This window comes from Acidobacteriota bacterium (genome assembly GCA_016195325.1).
Taxonomy (GTDB): domain Bacteria; phylum Acidobacteriota; class Polarisedimenticolia; order JACPZX01; family JACPZX01; genus JACPZX01.
In genome coordinates this window covers 18,744-37,677 of sequence record JACPZX010000011.1, presented here as the reverse complement: position 1 = coordinate 37,677, position 18,934 = coordinate 18,744, and the positions used below count along the sequence as shown (strand labels likewise).

The 18,934-nt window shown below is 68.0% G+C and carries 12 protein-coding genes and 1 pseudogene; 2 read left to right on the top strand and 11 right to left on the bottom strand.

The window, feature by feature from the left end; all coding sequences use genetic code 11:
• Window positions 1-2: 2 nt before the first annotated feature.
• From HY049_01905 to HY049_01865, 9 genes and pseudogenes are all read right to left on the bottom strand, one after another.
• Window positions 3-1,898 (bottom strand): hypothetical protein, encoded by a 1,896-nt coding sequence (locus tag HY049_01905; protein MBI3447665.1) that lies wholly within the window; start codon window positions 1,896-1,898, stop codon window positions 3-5.
• Between the two features lie 370 nt (window positions 1,899-2,268).
• A complete protein-coding gene (locus tag HY049_01900; protein MBI3447664.1) occupies window positions 2,269-5,322 on the bottom strand; it encodes a hypothetical protein in 3,054 nt (1,017 codons plus the stop codon).
• A 210-nt stretch (window positions 5,323-5,532) separates the two neighbouring features.
• A complete protein-coding gene (locus HY049_01895) occupies window positions 5,533-7,017 on the bottom strand; it encodes a hypothetical protein (protein MBI3447663.1) in 1,485 nt (494 codons plus the stop codon).
• Window positions 7,018-7,199: 182 nt separating this feature from the next.
• Window positions 7,200-8,412 (bottom strand): annotated as a pseudogene (mgtE, locus tag HY049_01890) (magnesium transporter).
• 116 nt (window positions 8,413-8,528) lie between these two features.
• Window positions 8,529-8,831: a hypothetical protein gene (locus tag HY049_01885; protein ID MBI3447662.1), complete on the bottom strand. Its 303-nt coding sequence runs from the start codon at window positions 8,829-8,831 to the stop codon at window positions 8,529-8,531.
• 130 nt (window positions 8,832-8,961) lie between these two features.
• The gene (locus HY049_01880; GenBank protein MBI3447661.1) at window positions 8,962-11,694 is read right to left on the bottom strand and encodes a TonB-dependent receptor; all 2,733 of its coding nucleotides are present in this window, start codon (window positions 11,692-11,694) and stop codon (window positions 8,962-8,964) included.
• 128 nt (window positions 11,695-11,822) lie between these two features.
• Entirely contained in the window at window positions 11,823-12,077 is a 255-nt protein-coding gene (locus HY049_01875; protein MBI3447660.1) for a hypothetical protein, read from the bottom strand.
• A 30-nt stretch (window positions 12,078-12,107) separates the two neighbouring features.
• The gene (locus HY049_01870) at window positions 12,108-12,389 is read right to left on the bottom strand and encodes a carboxymuconolactone decarboxylase family protein (GenBank protein MBI3447659.1); all 282 of its coding nucleotides are present in this window, start codon (window positions 12,387-12,389) and stop codon (window positions 12,108-12,110) included.
• Window positions 12,386-13,711 (bottom strand): amino acid permease, encoded by a 1,326-nt coding sequence (locus tag HY049_01865; GenBank protein MBI3447658.1) that lies wholly within the window; start codon window positions 13,709-13,711, stop codon window positions 12,386-12,388. The genes HY049_01870 and HY049_01865 overlap by 4 nt, the downstream gene beginning before the upstream one ends.
• A 266-nt stretch (window positions 13,712-13,977) precedes the next feature.
• Between HY049_01865 and HY049_01860 the strand changes: the two genes are divergently transcribed.
• Window positions 13,978-14,166, top strand: a complete 189-nt coding sequence (locus tag HY049_01860; protein ID MBI3447657.1) for a hypothetical protein — start codon at window positions 13,978-13,980, stop codon at window positions 14,164-14,166.
• 68 nt (window positions 14,167-14,234) lie between these two features.
• On the opposite strand, the gene HY049_01855 is transcribed toward HY049_01860, so the two are convergent.
• Window positions 14,235-15,059: a hypothetical protein gene (locus HY049_01855; GenBank protein MBI3447656.1), complete on the bottom strand. Its 825-nt coding sequence runs from the start codon at window positions 15,057-15,059 to the stop codon at window positions 14,235-14,237.
• Window positions 15,060-15,101: 42 nt separating this feature from the next.
• Between HY049_01855 and HY049_01850 the strand changes: the two genes are divergently transcribed.
• Window positions 15,102-16,193 carry a hypothetical protein gene (locus HY049_01850; protein ID MBI3447655.1) on the top strand — a complete coding sequence of 364 codons (1,092 nt, stop codon included), beginning with the start codon at window positions 15,102-15,104 and terminating at the stop codon, window positions 16,191-16,193.
• A gap of 60 nt (window positions 16,194-16,253) precedes the next feature.
• Here the strand turns inward: HY049_01850 and HY049_01845 are convergent, their stop codons facing one another.
• Entirely contained in the window at window positions 16,254-18,914 is a 2,661-nt protein-coding gene (locus HY049_01845) for a serine/threonine-protein kinase (protein MBI3447654.1), read from the bottom strand.
• Between the last annotated feature and the right edge of the window lie 20 nt (window positions 18,915-18,934).

Here is an 18,934-nt window from a genome sequence, read left to right as displayed (position 1 = left end):
GCCTAATTCTGAAATGTGCTCCGGCACTGAAATCCGTACGCGAGGCTCCCCCACTCGTCCGAGCTCGTGAGGATCGAGATCAGGCCGTCGCCGTTGACGTCGACGGGCATCGGCGGGCCGAAGAAGCCGTCGCAGTTCCAGTCGATCGGACCGCTCGCCGGCGCCCTCACGAGCTGGCCGAAGCAGACGTGCCACGCGATGTCCCGGTTGAAGGGTGGCGACGTCACCCCGAGCCCGACGGACTCGTCGAGGAAGCCCTCGTCGAGCCACGGCTCGACGCCGTAGCTGAAATCGACCCGGACCGGCAGATTCGGATCCAGCGGGCCGAGCGTCCCCGGGATGGCGGCTCGCTCGATGCCGCCCAGCTCGTACGCGAAGTTCATGGAGCTCACGTGGTTCGGCTTGAGCGGGACATCCGCATTCGAACAGATGGAGGCCGCGTTGGGATCCCCCGCCCCGCCGTGGCACAGCCCGAAGTTGTGGCCGAGCTCGTGCATGAGCGTTCCGGCCTCGGCCCTGACTCTCTGGTCGGGTGACGAGAACGTGAGGCTTCCCAGGGACATGACGCTGTCATTTCCGTAGATCTCCCCCATCCCGCTTCCTCCCTCCGTGGAGGAGTTCCCGCCGCAGCTGTCGTGCCCGAAGACGGCGTAGTGGTACCCGATTCTCCTGCGCGGATCGAAGTTCGCGGGGTCCCCCTTGTAGACGGGGCCGTAGAAGCTCACGGCGTCCGGCAGCGTTCCGCACGACCCGGTCGGGGAGGCGTCGGGGAAGGTGATGAACGCGTGGTGGGGGACTTCCGACAGAAAGGGATCGATGTGGAGCGACATCCCGGCCCTGTCGAAGGCGGCCACCACGGCCTCGAGGGCGTTCGGGTCCGGAGCGTGGCTCACGGTCTCCGATCCGCTCGGCGCCATGTAGTCGATTTTCAGGTAGATGTCCTTCCTGTTGTCGCCTGCAGGGGGCTCGTGCCAGATCAGGTCCCCGTCGGAATCGCTGACCTCCCCGTCGCAGTTCAGGTCCACGCCCGCCGTTTGGTTGGCTCCGGTGTAGGGGTCGGTGAGCGCCGTCTCCCACGCCTCCGGCAGGCCGTCGCCGTCATTGTCCTGTCCCGCGCACGAAGGCTCCGCCGGCGGCGGCGCCCCCGGCTGGAGCGTCCCCGCGCAGCGCGCCGACGCGCACTGTGAGCGGTCGTAGTGCCGGCACGAGCCCGTCGCCCCGCCCGCCGAGGCGACCGGCACGCAGAGGTCGGTCGTGCACCCCATCCCGTCATTGCACGTCTGGCCGCATCCCCCGCAGTTCGTGATGGACGCAACCCGCGCGTAGCCCGGCATCACGTCGGCCCCGCCGAAGATGTCCGGCGAGTTGGACTGCGCCAGGTTGGTGGGCGCCTCGCAGCCGTTCGCGACCGCGCCGTCGCAGTCGCCGAACCCTGTCAGGCACCCGGCGACGACGCACCGTCCGCGCGAGCACGCGGGCACGGCGTTCGGCAGGTTGCACGAGGCCTCGCTCCCCGGATTGTCCGTGATGCCGTCGCAATCGTTGTCGATGCCGTCGCAGATCTCGGGCGGGTTGTAGACGCACGGGCTGGTGACGACGTAATAGAAGATGTTCCCGGTTCCCGGCGTGTCCGAGAAGGTGTGTCCGTTCGACTCCCCGACGAAGTTCCCGGGCGCGACCACGGACCCCTTGAGCGACGAGCGGTAGATCGAGAAGATCGGATCGCCGCCGATCCAGTCCAGCCGGATCTGGCCGGGACCCGTCCCCGGGGAGGCCGCGAGCGTGACCCCGTCGAAGCCGGCGGCGGCCCATGACGGAGCGACCATCGCCAGGGCGAACGCGAGCCATGCCGCCCGGATCTTCGCGACGGCCCGGTGATTCAAGCGACGGTGCTTCATTCGATCTCTCCTCTCCTTCGGCGGGTCGTCCCTCTCGGGATTCTCGGCTCCCGCGGCAGCCCTATGAGTACCATCGAACCCCCGCCGCGGGCAGAGCATGAACATGCTGGGATTCGAGGGCCCGGGTCGAACATCAACTGACCGGACCGCGATGCCGGCCGAGAGCCGGGCGGGCTCGAGACGGCGTATCAGGTCATGACGCATCCGACGACCTTCCTCGTGAACAAGCGGGGCGTCATCTGCGAAAAGTTCGAGGGGTTCGTCGCGCCCGAAAAGCTCACCGGGGCAGTGGAGAAGCTCTTGAAAGAGCCGTGAGCGAAGCCCCGATCGCGTGGAGGCGATCGGGGCTTCCTTCAGTGTTCCCCGGTCCTCAGTTGCACGCCGTCGGGGTCTGGCTGGCGGTCGCGTCCCTGTTCCCGTTGCCGTAGCTCCCCGTCCCATTGGGGCAGGCGTTCTGGGCGCGGATCATGAAGTAGATCGCCTGGCCCTGGGTCGGACCCGGATTATTGTACGTGAACGAAGGGGTCGTCAGGTTGTCGAGAGCGCAGCTTCCGGTGGCGAAGCTCCCCCCGGGCCGGAGCGCGTTGGCGGAGCCCGAGAAGACGTCGTAGACCGTCCCGCTCCCTGAAGTCGGGGCCTGATCGGTCCAGGTGAACTGGAGCCCCCCTCCGGCGATCTCCGTGACGTCCAGGTTCGTGATGTCGGCGGGCGGCGCGAAGACCGTCCCGTTCGTGGGAGCGCAGTCGCAGGCGTCCCCCACCCCGTCGCGGTCGCCGTCGGCCTGGCCGGGGTTCGAGACCCCCCGGCAGTTGTCGAAGAAGTCCGGGACGCCGTCCCCGTCGGTGTCGCCGACGAGCGCGAGCGCGAACTCGCCGAGCATCGGCGTCTGCGTGCTGACCTGCATCATCGCCGGATCAAGCATCGTCGGGAGCGGCTCCCAGGCTCCCGAAGCCGGGTTGTAATGCACGAAGCTCATCTGCTCCTGCTGCATCGGCCCGAAGCCGGACTCCTCCGTGAAGCTGGCGGTGAGCGTCATCGGGATGTCGAGCATCGTCGCCTCGATCGGACCCGGCGACGCGAGGCTCTGCCCGAAGAGGCGCACGTCGAAGCTGGCCGCCGGGAATCCCAGAGGCTCGTCGCGGGACGGGGCGTCTCGCGGCGTGTACTGACCCTGGGGGTTCGGGATCGACCCTGTCGCTCCCAGGGGGATGTCGATCACGAGGCTCATCCCCTGAAGACCCCCGAGCCTGACGCCGATCGGCTGGGCGCAGTTTGGACAGAAGGTGGTCCCGTTCCACTCGTACGCGCCGGAGTCCCAGTTCGCGAACTGCGGGCGCGAGACGCCACGCTGGTCCCTCGGCGGGCCCGCGGCGCGCCCGTAGTCGTAAGCCGGATCCCCGGGCATGATCGCGTACGTGAAGCTGCGGCCGCCGTTGCCGGCCAGGGGTCCCAGAATCGAAACGGGTCCCAGATTCAGGTCGCACCCCTTGCCGATCTTGTTCGTCCCCGAGTTCAGGCCGCAGGAGTTGCCGGCTTCGACGTTCGATCCAAAGCCGGACACGCCTGCGTTGCAATCCTGATCGCTCTTGAGGGACCAGTTCCCCGTCAGGATGTCCTTCTGGCACACGGCGTTGTTCGACAGGATGGCGCTGTTGAGGATCGCAAAGCCGGTCGCGGGGTTCTCGATGTAGATGCCCTGCGCGATCGCCATCTCACCGACGTTGTCGGCGACGGTGCTGTAGTACAGCCACACGGTGCCGCTCTGGATGTAGACCCCGCCCCCGCCGACGGCGCCGCACACGGTGGCATCCAGGCATGCCGTATTCTCCGCGACCGTGACGTTCTGCATGAAGGATTTTCCGCCGGCGAGGAAGAGACCGCCGCCCCTGTTGGCGTCGTTGAAGTAGACGCCGCTGTCCTCGAGGCCGACATTGGCGGGCGCGTTCGCGACGTAGAGCGCGCCGCCGTACGGGGCCGCATTGGCCGAGAAGACCATCTCCCTGCCGGTGAACGACCCGGCGACGTAGGCTCCCCCTCCGTACAGGCCGTGGGAGCCGTTCCTGACGATGAAGCGGCTCATCACGGCCGAGATGCTCGGCTCGACCGTGATGCCGCGCCGATACTTCTGACCGTCAATCACGGACATGGCTTTCTGGGGCTGCGTGTTGAAGCCCGAATCCCATGCACCGGAGATCGTCAGGCTCTTGGTGACGTCCACGACGGGGACCCCCTGCGGGCTCTTGGGAATCGTGTAGGTGCCCTCGGCGACGAAGATCGCGTCCCCCCCCTGAGCTTCGCTGATGGCGCCGTTGATCGTCTTGCACGGAGTGTTCTTCAGATTGCAGGTGTTCGCGTCGCTCCCGAGCGTCGACACGTACCACGCGTGCGGCGGGATTTGGTTCTCGACCGCGCCGACGTCGCAGGCGGGGCCGAAGGGTCTCGCGTTGCCCGGTTGATCGAAGGCCGGGCAGTTCGGATCGCCCGCGTCGATGGCGGGGCTGAATGGATTTCCCGCCGACGGCAGATGCGTCTTCGTGAAGCCTCCGTTGTTCTGGAGCGGGCCGAGATTCGGATTGACGTTGACCAGATCGTTGTTGAGGGCGCTGAAGCCGCAGCTGCTGTCGCTGGAGAGGTTGTGGCCGTTCGAGACGATCGGGCCGTTGCACTGCGGCCCCAGGCCCTGGGCGACGATGGTGTTGCGAACGCCGACCGATGTCGCAGCCCCGGCGTTGTAGATCCCCGAGCCGAACGCGAAGCCGCTGTTCAGGTCGAACGTCACGGAGTTGAAGTCGGCCGTGCCGCCGTTGTTGTAGAGACCTCCGCCGAACGTCGCGGAGTTCCCGCTGAAGGTGCTGCTCACGAACGTCGCGCTCGCGCCGGACGTGTTGAAGACGGCGCCGCCGCTGGTGGCCGAGTTCCCGCTGCAGGTGGAGTCGGTCGCGACGAGCGAGCCGGTGTTGTAGACGGCTCCGCCGGACCCCGCGTTGTTGTTGATGAGGCCCACCTGCTGAAGCGTGAGCGTGCCGTTGTTGACGATGGCGCCGCCGTTGCCGGAACCCGCGTTGAAGGACTTCACGTTCAGCCCGGCGAGCTTGAGCGAGACGCTCGAGGAGACCTGGAACGCCGGCCCGTTCCCAACAGCCGCGTCGATGCTGATCCGGGCTCCGCCGTCGATGATGGTGTCGACGGCGATCGCGATCGGCTGAGTGATCGGAATGGAGACGAGGCCCGCGCCGCAGCTGAAGCTGACCGTGCCCCCCGGCGGGTTCAGGATGGCGTTCCTGAGGGCCGTCTCGTCGCACGGGGTGTTGTTGAGGCCGACGGTCACCGTGTTGGCGTCGGCTGGGGACGTGGACAGGATCGCGAAGACCATGGCCGCCGCGAGAACGCCCGCGGCCGAAGCCGGCTTTCGGTTCGAATGCATGATGTGACCTCCACTCTCTCCCCTCGGGTGGCGGCCAGTGTCCGAGCCCCCGAGGCGCGTTTCCTTCGACGCGCAACACTACCGGAGGCCGGCGAGGTGCGGCAGAGCATGGACATGCTGGGATCTGAGGCAAAGAAAAAGCCCCGAGCCGCGCCAACTTCGCGCCGACTCGGGGCGATCTTCGCGTGAATCTTCAGGTACGCGGGCTCGTCACCGGATGATCATGCTCCGCGTCGCCCCCGAGGGAAGAGCGACGACCTGGATGGTGCGGGCTCCCTTCATCTGCGTGATGCTGATCGGGAAGGTGTAGCTGGCGGCCATCCCGGTGCCGGTCGCCGTCGCCTGGACCGTCCCGAGGACCGTCACTCCCCTCTTGCCGACCGACTCGATCCGGTAGGACGTGGTCGTGATCTCGCCCGACCCCTTCCACGAGATCGACACGACCCCGGTTCGCAGGCGGACAGCCGTCAGATCGATCGGCGTCTCCGAGGCGAGGGGTGCGGCGATGCAGGAGGGAGGCGACGCGACGTCGTAGCCGAGGTCGCCGCAGTGACCGAGGCGGCAGTTGGCGACGGAGACCGTCGAGGTGTCCGGCTCGTGGCCGAAGTACGTGTGGAGCCTGACGCACGTGCCGGCGGGGACGTGAATCAGCGCCGAGTTGTCCGGATTGTGATGCGTTTCGGCCGCGCTCCACCCGCTCGGGTTGAGCGAACCGATGGGGTTGTTGGGATCGACCGGTGTCTGCGACTCGACGACGTACCGGACCAGCGGCCCCACCTCGGCCGTCCCCATCCCGCCCGAGACGGTGGCGTTCGTCGAGGGGCGCGTGGCGTTGTCGGAGTAGATGACGGCGTCGTTCCAGCCGAGCAGCACGTTCCGGCCGTTCGGCACGTCGTTCGGATCCGATCCCACCCCGCGGACGAGGCCGAGGGGATCGGCCGTCCCCTTGACCCCGGGGACCGACTGCCACGGGACGACGTTTCCCGCCCCGGTGATCGGGTTGACCTGTCCGGTCGACACGTCCGTGAAATCGTAGAAGCCCGGGCGGACGCCACTGAGGACCGTTCGCTGCAGCGTGGAGACCGCCGCGACCGCGAAGTAATTCCCCGTTCCCTCGCGCAGAAGGACCATCATCGGCGAGTCCTGGATCCAGCGGCCGCTCGGAACGAAATCCGTATGTCCGCTGTCGGTCCAGACCTGCACGTCGAAGAGCGGGTTCAGGAAGCCGTCAAAGGTGTCCGGCAGCGCGGCGTCACGCGGGTTGTCGACGCATCCGTCGATGCCGGTGTTGCCCCAGTTGTTGCTCCGGAGGCAGACGGACCCCGGCCCTGGCGCGTTCGTGAAGAGCGGGGCGAGAAACGCGTGCGCGTCGCGCAGCTCCGGCTTCCAGTTCCCCTGATCGTTTCCGTTGAACTCGCCGCCAGCCCCGATACCCGTCCCCGCGGTCCCCGACGCGTCGTTGAGAGTCTGGTTCCCGAACCCCACCTGCCAGAAGACCGCCGTGATGTTCGTGGGGACCTCGTTCGGGTCGAAGGTGACGGGGAAGGGGGCCGGATCGAACCAGGCGGTCCCCGCGCACTGGAAGATCGCCTCGCCGCCGAAGATGTGGCGACAGTTCGCCCGCGCCACCCCCCAACCGAAGCCGAGAACGGCCACGACCGCGAGCATGGATCCCACCGGACGCATCGCTCTCATAGTCCCTCCTTGTCATGCGGACGACGCGCTGGATGAGAATACGACCACCGACATGAACAGGCCATCTCGATGTTCTCCGTGCCACGAGCGGGGTTCCGTGAAACAGCGCGGAGCTCACCAACTCCGAGTGGGGAGCGACCGGATCGATGTGACCGATTATCCGGAGCCGGCAGAGCGCGCGCCTAGAGCAGCGTCCCGTGGAGGATCAGCATCCCGACCGAGAAGTAGATGACCAGACCGGTGACGTCCACGAGGGTCGCGACGAAGGGCGCCGAGGACGTCGCCGGATCGAACCCCAATCGCCGGAGGATGAAAGGGAGCATCGAGCCGGAGAGCGTCCCCCACAGCACGATGCCGATGAGCGAGCACCTCACCGAGGGCGAGCGCGCGGATCACGAGCGTCGAGGCCTGCGAGCCGGAGTTGCCGCCGCTCGAGATGATGAGGGGCACGAAGAGCGCCAGGACGACGGCGCGCTCGATCTCCTTCTCGAAGAAGCCCATCGCCGTCGCGGTCAGCAGCTCGCCCAGGAAGAGGACGACGAGCCACCCGGCCCGCTTCTTCACCATGCGGCCGAACGAGATGTCCATGTAGGGCTCGTCGAGGGCCTCCGATCCTCCGATCTTCTGGATCTCACGGGTCGCCTCGGCCTCGGCGACGTCGAGGACGTCGTCCGCGGTGACGATGCCGATGAGAACGCCCTGGGAGTCCGTGACGGGGAGCGCCGGCAGATCCGCGCGGCGGAAGTCGGCAACCGCCTTCTCCCGCGTGTCGGTCGCCGCGAGGGCGACGAACCGCCGGTCCATCAGGTCCGAGACGGCTCTCGTCACCGGCGCGAGGAGGAAGCTCCGCATCCGGATGTCGTCGACGAGCACCCCGTGGGCGTCGATGACGTAGACCATGTTCAGCGTCTCGCTGTCGTGCCCGTGCTCGCGAACGTAGTCCAGCACCTGACGGACCGACCAGTTGGGCCGGACGGCGACGTAGTGCGGCGTCATCAGCCGTCCCACGCTCCGCTCCGGGTACCCCAGAAGCTTGACCGCCACCGCCCGCTCCTCGTCCGTGAGGAGCGTCAGCAGCCGCTTCGTCGCCGCCCCGGGGAGCTCCTCGAGGAGCATCGTCCGGTCGTCGTCGGCCATGGCGTTGAGAATCGTGGCGACGTCCTCGTGCGCGAGCGCCTTCAGCAGGCCGCTCTGCGTGGCGCGCGACAGGTACTCGAACGTCGCCGTCGCGAGGGGGCGCGGTAGGCATCGGAACAGCAGCGCGCGATCGTCCGCGGAGACCTCGGTGAGAAGCGTCGCGATGTCGGCCGGCGACGAGTCGTCCAGCTTCTTCCGCACGGTCATGAGATCGCGGGCGCGGACCGCGGCTTCGAGCTCGGGATCGAGGGGGCGCATGGGGGTGTTGTTCTCCGGGACTGACGGAATCACCGTGAGGGGGACGGCGCCCCCCGAACGCAGGAAACCCCGAGCCTCGCCGTGACGGCGACGGCTCGGGGCTCGTGAGAGCAGACCTAGGGCGATGTCGGTGACGGATTGTTCTTGATCGACTGGCAGACCAGCTTGCACTCGGTCAGCCCGGCCGCGCAGGTGGCCTTGCAGTTCGTGACGCAGGGCGTCACGCAGCTGGTGACGTTGGCGCACAGGTCCTTGCAGTCCGTGTTGCACTGCGCGTTGCAGATCTGGTTGGCCGCATTGCAGGTCTTGATGCAGGTGGAGTAGTCGCGGCCGGCTTCGCTGGCTCCCGCCAGGCCCGCGACGACGACGAACAGCAGCGCCGCTCCCGCGATCAGCGCGTTGTGTCGGACGTGGTTCATGCATTCACCTCTGTCTGGACGAGACACGCCCCTTCGAGAAAGCGCGGGGCGGTGTCCCAGATTACCCGGATATCCTCATCTGTCAAGGATCTTCACCCATCGATCCCTCTCGCGGAGCTCCCGGCGCCCCTCAGAAGTTGTAGCGGGTCGTGATGCCGAAGGTTCGAGGCTGGTTCGTCAGGTAGCCGAGGCGGGCCAGCGTCCCGCGCTCGCGGTCCAGCGCCAGGAGGGCCAGCTGGTTCGTCGCGTTGTTCACGTACGCCGAGATGTCCCACTTCACGCGCCGCAGGCCCACGCGGAAATTGAGCAGGTCGTAGGCCGGCAGCTCCGGGTTGTACCTGAAGGCGTTGGCCGTCAGTGGACCACCGATCGTGTTCGGCCCGAACGTGGTGAGGTCGAGCCTGCCGAGGTCCTGGTCGCCCACCTGCGTGAAGCGCGAGCCGATGTGCTGCCAGGTGCCGGTGACGTACACCTGCGAGCCCCCCGACACGTCGAACTTGTAGGTGGCGGAGGTCGCGACCTGCACCTGAGGCACGGACGGGAGCCGCCGCCCCTTCTCGATCCCCGACACGACGCTGACGACGCCGTTCGGATCGGTCGAGGTGAGCGTCGAGCGTATCTCGGAGTCGTTGTAGCTGCCGGAGACGGAGAGGTCGAAGTTGTGGGCCGGCGCCGCCTTGAAGGCGACCTCGACCCCCTGGCTGCGGGCGTGCGGCACGTTGAAGACCAGACGCGACGAGCAGGTGCCCGCCGTGACGGTCGTCTGGAGGTCGTGGATGTCGATGTAGAACAGGGAAGCGTCGAACGATCCCCTGCCCCCCATGAGGCTCGACTTGTAGCCGACCTCGTAATTCCAGACCTTCTCGTCGTCCCATGTGTCGTGGCCGCCGAACGTGATCAGGTCCTGCGGCGAGCAGAGCACCGTGTTGAGCGGATCGTTGATGCCGCCCAGGCGGAATCCGCGCGAGATCTGAGCGTTGAAGTTGGCGTCGTCCGACAGCTTGTAGGTCGCGATCACGCGCGGCGCCAGGCCGTCGGCGCTGGTCGTGCCGGGCAGCGATATCACGTTGACGCCGTTCCCTGCCATGTTGCCGAACACGCCGTCGATCAGCTCCGTCTTGTCCTCCGCATAGTGGTACCAGCGCAGGCCGCCCGTGACGCTGAACCGCGGGGTCGCCGAGACCGTGCCCTCGCCGAAGAACGCGATCTGATCGAGGTGGTACCCCAGCTGGGAGAAATAGATGCTGTCCTTTGGGGCGAGAAGCCCCTTGGTCGGGATGCCGGTCGCATTCTCGAACCCGGGCACGGAGACGTTCTGGCCGTAGTCGCGGACCGCGTGGCTGTAGAAGGCGCCCCCCAACCACTGCACGCGCTTCTGCCCGCCCGACAGGCGGAGCTCCTGCGTCCAGTCCTCCCCGTGGGTGTTGTCGAACAGCGGCGAGCTCAGCGTGTAGATCGGCTCCGGAAACCCGATGTTGCCGCCCGTGAAGCTGGCCGTCAGCGCGGTGGTGTCGCGGACGATGTTGATGTCCCGGTCGATGAACGAGGTGATCGACGTGAGGGTCATGCCGCGGAAGTTGTAACGGAGGTCGAGATCGGCGAGCACGTAGTCGTCCTGGAAATGCTCCCCGAGCTGCGTGAACTCCTGCCGCTTGCCGAGCTCCACGGGCGGGCGCGTGGTGGTGAAGGGATTGGCGAGGATGTTGTAGGCGTCCGAGAGGTTCCAGCCGTTCGACTCGACCCGCTGGTAGACGACGCGCGGCGTGATGGAGAAGCCGGCGTTCGGAGCCCACGTGATGGCCGCCCGCGCGCCCTTGCGGAAGCCGTCGTTGACGTTCCGATCCACGCTCAGGTTGGGCTGGACCGCGTCGGTGAACCCGGAGAGATGGGTGTAGTACCCGACGACGCGCGCGGCGACCGTGTGCCCCAGAGGCACGTTGACGCCGGCCTTGATGTCGCCGGTCCCGCTCCCGTCTTCGACGAGGCCTCCCCCGAGCTCGACGAACCCGTCGGTCGAGTCTTGCTGGGGCTGGTTCGTGACGTAGCGGACGGTCCCGGTCACCGAGCCGGAGCCGAACAGGGTTCCCTGCGGCCCCCGCAGCACCTCCACGCGGTTCACGTCGACCAGGTCCAGGTCGGGGGTGAAGAGCGAGAGGGAGACGGGCGACTCGTCCAGGTAGATGCCGACCTGCTCCTTCACGCCGGGCTGGTCGCGCGCGATCTGGCCGGCGGAGACGCCGCGCATCGCGACCTGGCTCTGACCGGGGCCCAGGCTCTGCACGGTGAAGCCCGGGACGTCCGCGGCCAGCCCCTCGATGTTCTCGACCCCGTGATCCCGAATCTCCTGCTCCGTGCGCGTCGCGACCGAGATGGGCGCGTCGATGGCAGCCGTCTCGCGCTTCATGGCGGTGACGGTGACCACCTCGCTCAGCATCGGGTCCAGCGAGAAATCGAGATGGCCCGGAGCGCCCGCGGCCACGTCGGCCGGGCGCGCTTCCACACGGAAGCCGGACGCCGCCGCCTTCACGCTGTACGAGCCCGGCGGGAGCGAGAGGGTGTAGCTGCCGTCGGCACCGGTGGTCGCGGTCTGCGAGGCCTTCGTCGCCTGGTTCGTGGCGGTCACGGTGGCGCCGGCGATCGGGGCCTTCGCGGGGCTGCGCACGACGCCTGTGAGCGTCGCATCCGCGGACTCGGCGGCCTGCGACGGTGCGGCAGACAGAGCGATGGCCAGAACGATTGTCGCCATGAGCGACGGACGCGGGAACATCATGTCGAATCTCCAGTTGTCGAAGGGGAAGACGGACGCAGAGTGCGTGAGCATCAGCAAGCCGCGGGCCAGAGCTTTCGCCGCGCGGAGTGACACCGAAGCTTCACATTCTTAATGGAGGTGGAATGGAGGGACTCGACCCGGACCTCGCCGATGAGGAGGAGTTACGATCGGCGGACCGAAGACGCGTAGCGTCTATGAGGCCGGTCCGCCCGAGGGCGCGGCTAGTCCCGGCCGACGCCGAGCGCGTCGGCGACGCGATTGATGTAGTTGAACCACGAGGCGATCAGGGTGATTTGCAGAATCCCCCTGTCGTCGAAACCGGCGGCGCGCAGCCTCTCGTGGTCGTCCCTCCCGATGCGCGTCGCGTCCACCGTGAGCGTCTCGACGTACTCGAGCATCGCCCGGTCCTGCGCGGAGATCTCCGCCGTCCGGAAGTCCCTCTGGACCGCCGCCACCAGCTTTTCGTCCATCGTCACGCGACGCAGAAACTCTGCGTGGGACTCGATTCAGTAATGGCACCGGTTGGTCGCGGAGACGACCGTCGTGATCATCTCGTGCTGGCGGCGCGTCAGCGGCAGGTCAGGAGACATCAGCGCGCCGAAGGTCGCGAAGGCGTGATGGAGCGCCTCCGGGATCAGCGAGTGGGACGCGACGATCTCGGAGCTCCCGTCGCCGGTCGGATGGACGGGCGTCTCGTACTCCTTCGGGTAGAGCTTCCGCTGCGCCTCCCGGGCGGCCTTCAACTCCTCGCTCGCCTCGAGCATGGGCACGGTCCTGATCCAGGTCATGCGTACCTCCTCCTCAGATAGTACGCCGGAACTCCCAGGGCCACCACTCCCGAGCCGAGAGCCGCCTGCTTCGGAGCCCCCATCGCGAGCAGCGCCAGCACGACCGCGATGCTCACCAGAAAGACGACGGCGGGGATCGGAAAGCCCGGCGCCGCGAACCCCGGCGACGCCTCGCGACGCCGCAGCACGAAGAGGCCGGCGACGGTCAGGCCGAGGAAGGCCACGGTCACGAAGATGAAGTAGGCCACGATCTCGCCGAACGTCCCGACCGCCAGCAACGCCGTCGCCAGCGCGGCCTGCACGACGACGGCCCGTGCGGGCGTGCCGGTTCGCGGATTCAAGGTGCCCACCGCGCGGAAGAAAGCGCCGTCGCGCGCGAGCGCATAGTAGACGCGCGGGAAGAGTGTCATGACGGGGGCGAGGCTGCCGAGGGCGAACAGCGCGACGAGGGCCGCGAAGATCTGCGCCCCCCGCGGGCCGATGAGGACCGCTCCCGCCTGCGCGGCGAAGGTCTCCCCGGAGCCGACGGCGTCCATGGGGACCAGATAGACGAACACGGCGCTCGTCAGGAGGTAGAGCGACGTGAGCGCGCCGATGCCGAGTGCGAGGGCGCGCGGCAGCGTTCGCGAGGGCTCCCGCACTTCCCCCGCGAGCTTGCTGACCTCCCACCATCCTCCATAGGAGAAGAACGCGGCCACGATCGCGCCGCCGAGGGCCGCCGGAAGCGAGCTCGATCCGGGGCGCCGGCCAAGGAGCGGGAGGAAGTGCCCCCAGTGTCCGGCCCCGGATGCGAACCCCCAGACGATGAGGAGAACGAGCAACGCGACCTTCGCCGCCGTCAGGAGTCGAACCACGCCCACGGCGCGTGATGTCCCGAGGAGGTTCCCGATCGCGAGGACCAGCACCGCCGCCACGGCGACGCCCCGCGCCCCCCTCGGCGACAGAGGCACGAGCACGGCCACGTTCGCCGCGAAGCCGGCGGCCAGCGCGGCGGTGAGCCCCGGGTCCATCACGAACAGGCTCTTCCACCCGTAGAGAAACGCCGGCAGGCTCCCCCACGCTTCGCGGAGATAGATGTAGGGCCCCCCCGCGTCGGGATGCCGTGAAGCCAGCTCGGCGAAGCACAGCGCTCCGCAGAACGCGGTGCATCCCATGAAGACCCAGACGATGCCGACCAGCACCGGCGATCCCAGCGACTTCGACATCCCCGCCGGCGTCAGGAAGATGCCGATCCCGATCACGTGACCGACAAGGAACGCCATGACCGAGTCGAGGCCGAGCCTTCGCTGGAAGCCGATTGTCGGCGGTGACTCGGAGTTCATATTTCGTCCCCCGGAAGTGTGATTCAGCTGGAGCGGGAGCTTGCGCTGCAAGACCCGGACCGAGAGGCTCGAGGGCGAGGCGCCCGGCTTCCCGAGGTTGGGAGCCGCGCCTTCCCGTCGCGGCTGATCTACCCTGTGCCCCTGTTGACGTGCCGCGCCTCCCGCGCCGTGGCCAACGCGGCGGGGAGAGCGCGCGAACATCGAGAGGCCGCGCGGCGAACTGGAGTCCGTGGCGCGGGCTCTCTCATGGACAAGGAGGATCGAGGATGAAGAGACTCGTCCGGAACCGCTTCGCGGTCATCGTCCTGGTGATGCTCGCCGTGACCATGGCGGCGCTCCTCACCGCGTCCAGGGTCGAGGCCGGCGGAGGCAACAGGTGCCAGTGCCCTGCGCCGCCGGAGGGTTGCACCTTCCTCGGCTGCAGCCCGGTGTACGGCTGCCAGTACCACTGCTGACGGAGCCGATCGGCTCCTGATCCTCTCTCGCCGCGGGTCCGGCTCCTGCCGCCCCGCGGCGCTTTCACTCACCTGGGAGGCGACTCGATCGATTGCAGCGCCTTCACCGTCGAGTCGGTCAGATCCTGTATCTGATAGTCCACCGGCGGCTCGAACCTGAAGAGACCCGGGCCGATGCGCGGGTTCCTGTCGGTGATGCGGAACGTGGCGTCCATCATGACCTGCTCCCCCTTCTGAAGGACCTGGCGCCGGAGCAGCCCGTCGTCGCCGACCCACGCACGGATCCGATCGGGAAGCGACGCGGGGTGCGGGCCGCTGACGCCGTTCTCGGGCACCCCCTCGAAGAGCCGTGTCGTCTCCCCGCCCACGGTCTCGTCCCTCACGTAGCGCACGGTCCCGGGCTTCATCACCTCGAAGACGTCCCTGATCGCCGAGGCCTGGTTCGGGAGGGGCCGGTGCCACGCCTTCTGGACGGCCTCGAGATCGATCTTCGTCGCGAGGTGCGCGTCGGGGGTGACGGTCCAGAGGATGCGGCCGTCCGACATCACCTTCTGATCTCCCAGACCGGCCACCTTGATCTCCATGTGGAGAGAGGCGGGGGCGAGAAAGAGGAGGGTCCCCGTCTGCGAGGTCCCTCCCGCCTGGACCGACATGTCGGCCAGGAACCCGTTGAGCTTCCGGGCCTTCGCCCTGAGCGCCGCCACCATCTCGTCGGCGCTTCCTTTAGGGGTGGGACGGGGTGGGGCGTCGGAGGCTGGAACCAGGGTCGAGAGCATGAGGGCGAGGGCCGGGACCATCGTGCTCATCCTGATTTTCCCGTAGGACATCGTGAACCGCCTCCATCCGGCCGGCGACGCGAAGAGCATGATAGACCCCGCCGGGGTTGACGCCACGGAGGTGCTCCCCTAGAGTTCGGCCAGGATCGGGTCAGGCCCATGGCTGAAAGAATTCGAAAGCCCCCGTTAGCGCTCCTCCTTTCGCTCGTCCTCTGCGGCGCGATTCTGGCCGCCCCGTTCACGCGCGACGACGTCGTCCAGATGTTGAAGTCCGGGCGATCCGAGCCGTCCATCCTGGCCGCCATCCAGAGCTCCCGCACCCCCTACGACCTGACGGCCGACGACATCGCCGCTCTCCGCCAGGCCGGCGCGAGCCAGGCGATCATCGACGCGATGATCGACACGGGCGAATCGACCGCACCTGCTCCGGAGACTTCGACCCCGACCGATTCAGAGCCCGCGGATCAGGCCGCCGAGCCGGAGACGGTCACGGAGTACGTTCCCGTGCCGGTCGGACCTCCTCCTCCGGATGACTACGGCTACCCGTTCTATCCGCTCTACGCACCGGTCTATTACCCCGTCTACAATCCATTCTTCTCCGGCTTCTACGGGCCGTGGTTCTCGTTCGGGTTCGTCAGCTCTTTCGGATTCCACACGATCTTCCCCTGCCATAGCTCCTTCATCGTGGTGGGGCACGGATGCGACTTCCACCATTTCAGCGGCGGCGGTTACGTGGGCTCGCACGCGAGAGCCTTCTCGACCCCAAGGTTTCCGGGGCCGGGAGGCGGGCCCGGTGGCGGAAGATTCAGGGGGCCCGCCCAGGTTCATCCCGCTCCGATGCGCGCTCCGTCCGGCCCGGGCGGGCCGACCGGCCACGGTTCGATCGGCACCGTCGCGCCGAGAGTCGGTCCTGCGCGTCCCGGCCCGGCGCCTCGTCTCCAGCAGCCGCCCAGGGCCGCGCCTCCGCAGAGTTTCCACCCCGCACCGCGCTTCCAGCCCGCGCCTCGCTTCTCGGGCCCACCGCACTTCTCCGCGCCGCCGCACGGCGCCCCCCATATGATGGCGCCGCCCTCTCGCCCCTTCACGGGTGGCGGCTACCACGGCGTGCCCGGTGGAGGATTTCGCGGCTACTCCACGGGCGGGAGGTTCCACGGTAGCCCTGCGGGTGGAGGATTCCACGGCCCGACGGGAGGTGGCGGATACCGCGGGGGTGGCGGCGGGGGCGGTCACGCGCGTGGCGGCCATCGGTAGGATCGACGGCGTACGCGTCCGATAGAGTCGTCCCCTGCCCTGCTGCGATCACGAACCGCCTCAGCGCCGCTCCAGCTCGGCGGCCCAGTCGATCACGACCGAGATGGGCGATGGGGCGGCCGATTCGAGCGCGGAGTTGACGAGGATCCTCTGGCCGTCCGGCGAGACGTCGTACGTGTAGACGTCGAGCGCCGAGACGAACTCGCGCGGCCGGGTCTGGAACTGCTCGATCGCCGGGCCGAGCTCGAGGCTCTTTGCCAATCCGACCGCCCGCACCATCAGTTTGTTGTCGGGAGTGAGGTAGAAGATCTCCTTCCCGTCGCGGCGCCACCGGGGCTGGGAGCCGCCGGCCGACGAGACCTGCCATTTCCCGCTCGAGCCGACGCTTCCGCCCGAATAGGACGTCACGTACACCTCCGTCCGACCGGTCTCGTCGGACGTGTAGGCGACCCACCTCCCGCTCGGGGAGAATTGCCCTTCCCGTTCGTCGAACTTCGATTCGAGGAACGGGATGGGCTTGCCCTCCCCTTCCTTCGGCAGGAGAAGGAGATCCCAGCCCGTTTCCGTCCGAAGCGCGCTGAAGATGACGAACCGGCCGTCGGGGGACCAGTCGTTGGTCTGGACGCGCCTCGCGAAGGCCAGGCGCAGCTCGATGGATCCCGATCCGCCCACCGGTTTCTCGTAGAGGTTCCCGGGGCCTCCCTTGAGCGAGAAAAAGACGATCGAGCTCGCATCGGGCGACCAGACCGGAAGGGCCTCCAGCGCTGGATCGAACGTGAACCGCTCGAGATTTCCCGACTCGGAGTCCATCGTCCAGATGTCGATGTTGCCCAAGCCGTCGACGATGTCCACGGCGACCCTCTTTCCGTCGGGGGAGAGCCTCGGGTTCGAGGACTCGCGGGCGTCGCCCAGCGTCGAGAGCTTTCGACCCGCCCGGTCGAACCAGGTCAGGTTGGCGTAGCCCGCGGCCGAGCTCCCCTGGTACACCAGCGTTCCCGTCTGCGAGACCGAGAAGGCGGCGTGGGCAACCGTCCCCACCCGCGCGATCGGCACCGAGAGTGGGATCGGAGCGCCGAGGATCTCCCCCCGATCGGCGTCGAACGGATGAGCGACCAGCTCGCCGTTCCGGACGTAGAGGATGTAGCCCGGCGCGTAGCCGACGCTCGAGGCGGCCTGCACCAGCATCTTCCGCTCGTCCGAGTCGAGCGCTCCGAGGTAGATCGCGTTCGCCTCGGACTTCCCGCCGAAGTTGGCCGCCAGATAGAGGAGATGCTTTCCGTCGGGGAGGAAGCAGGGCCATCGGTGGCTCGTCTCACCCGTCGTCCCGTCGAGCTTCGTGAAGGGGGTCGCCACGCCGCCCGAAGCGGAGACGCGATACAGCCCCGTCGTGTTCGCGTCCGGAGAGAAGACGATGACGCCGTCGCGATTCCAGGTCCCGCCGCGCCCGGTGCGCGCGTCGGCGATCACCTGGACGGTCGCGCGCGCGACGTCGATCTTCTTCAGCTTTCCGTCCGCGAAGAAGCCGATGAAGCGGCCGTCGGGCGACCAGAACGGATAGGAGGCGCCGATCGTGTCGCCGAGCGGCCGCGCCGTCCTCGATCCCACCTCGTGGACCCAGATCACGTTCCGCCCCAGGCTCGGTTCCGCGGCGACGAACGCGAGGAGCTTCCCGTCCTCCGTCAGGGCCAGATCGCGCGAGGTGACGGAGAGCGCGGCCGAGAAATGCCGCGCCTGCCTGGGAGACGACGCGACGCGCCTCCCCGCGACGGCGTACACGAGCCCCGCGAGGAGCAGAAGCGCGAACAGCCCCCAGGCCAACCGCTCGCGCGAGGCCCCGCGCGCGACCGCGGGCGTCGCAGCGCCGGCTCTCGACCCGTCTCGAGCGATCCACTCGAGCTGATGCGCGAGATCCCGGGCGGTCTGCCACCGCTTCTCGGGATCTTTCGCCATGCAGGTCCTTATGGCGTGCTCGAAGGGCGGCGGCGCCGGGCTCCGCGCGGCGAGGGGCTCGGGCTCCTTCTCGAGGATCGCCGAGGCGACGCTCAGCGGGCTCTTCCCGTCGAAGGCCCGCTTGCCGCACGTCATCTCGTAGAGGACCGCCCCGAGAGAGAAGATGTCGCTCCGGGTGTCCACGTCCCGCCCTTCCACCTGCTCCGGCGACATGTACTGGAAGCTCCCCATGACGACCCCCTCCTCGGTGAGGGCCTGGCCCCTCGTCTCGATCGAGGAGGCTTCACCCAGGGGGGCCACTGGCTTCGCGAGGCCGAAGTCCATCAGGCGGACGCCGGACTTCGTCAGCATGACGTTGCCGGGCTTCAGGTCTCGGTGCACCACCCCGCTGCGGTGCGCCTGCTCGAGCCCCTCGCAGATCTCCATCCCGAGACGGAGCACCTGCTCCAGGGGGAGCGCCCCCTTGCGCAGGCGCTGTGCGAGGGTCTCCCCTTCCAGGTATTCCATGACGAGGAAGGCGACGCCGTCCTGCGAGCCGACGTCGAAGAGGCGGCAGACGTGAGGGTGGTTCAGCGAGGAGATGATCTTCGCCTCGCGCTCGAACCTCTCCCGCGCCCCGGGCTTGTCGGAGAGGTGCGCCGAGAGGATCTTGATGGCGACCGTTCTCTCGAGGCGCGTGTCGCGCGCCAGGTAGACCTCGCCCATGCCGCCCGCCCCGAGCGGGTCGAGGATCTCGTACGGGCCGAGCCGGTGTCCGCGGGAGAGAGTCATGGGTCGCGCGGCAAGGTTAC

Coding starts and splice junctions, on each gene's coding strand:
- HY049_01900 (MBI3447664.1), bottom strand. CDS start 5,322: ATGCATTCGAACCGAAAGCCGGCTTCGGCCGCGGGCGTTCTCGCGGCG.
- HY049_01860 (MBI3447657.1), top strand. CDS start 13,978: ATGAAGAGACTCGTCCGGAACCGCTTCGCGGTCATCGTCCTGGTGATG.
- HY049_01850 (MBI3447655.1), top strand. CDS start 15,102: ATGGCTGAAAGAATTCGAAAGCCCCCGTTAGCGCTCCTCCTTTCGCTC.
- HY049_01845 (MBI3447654.1), bottom strand. CDS start 18,914: ATGACTCTCTCCCGCGGACACCGGCTCGGCCCGTACGAGATCCTCGAC.
- HY049_01870 (MBI3447659.1), bottom strand. CDS start 12,389: ATGACCTGGATCAGGACCGTGCCCATGCTCGAGGCGAGCGAGGAGTTG.
- HY049_01895 (MBI3447663.1), bottom strand. CDS start 7,017: ATGAGAGCGATGCGTCCGGTGGGATCCATGCTCGCGGTCGTGGCCGTT.
- HY049_01865 (MBI3447658.1), bottom strand. CDS start 13,711: ATGAACTCCGAGTCACCGCCGACAATCGGCTTCCAGCGAAGGCTCGGC.
- HY049_01905 (MBI3447665.1), bottom strand. CDS start 1,898: ATGAAGCACCGTCGCTTGAATCACCGGGCCGTCGCGAAGATCCGGGCG.
- HY049_01885 (MBI3447662.1), bottom strand. CDS start 8,831: ATGAACCACGTCCGACACAACGCGCTGATCGCGGGAGCGGCGCTGCTG.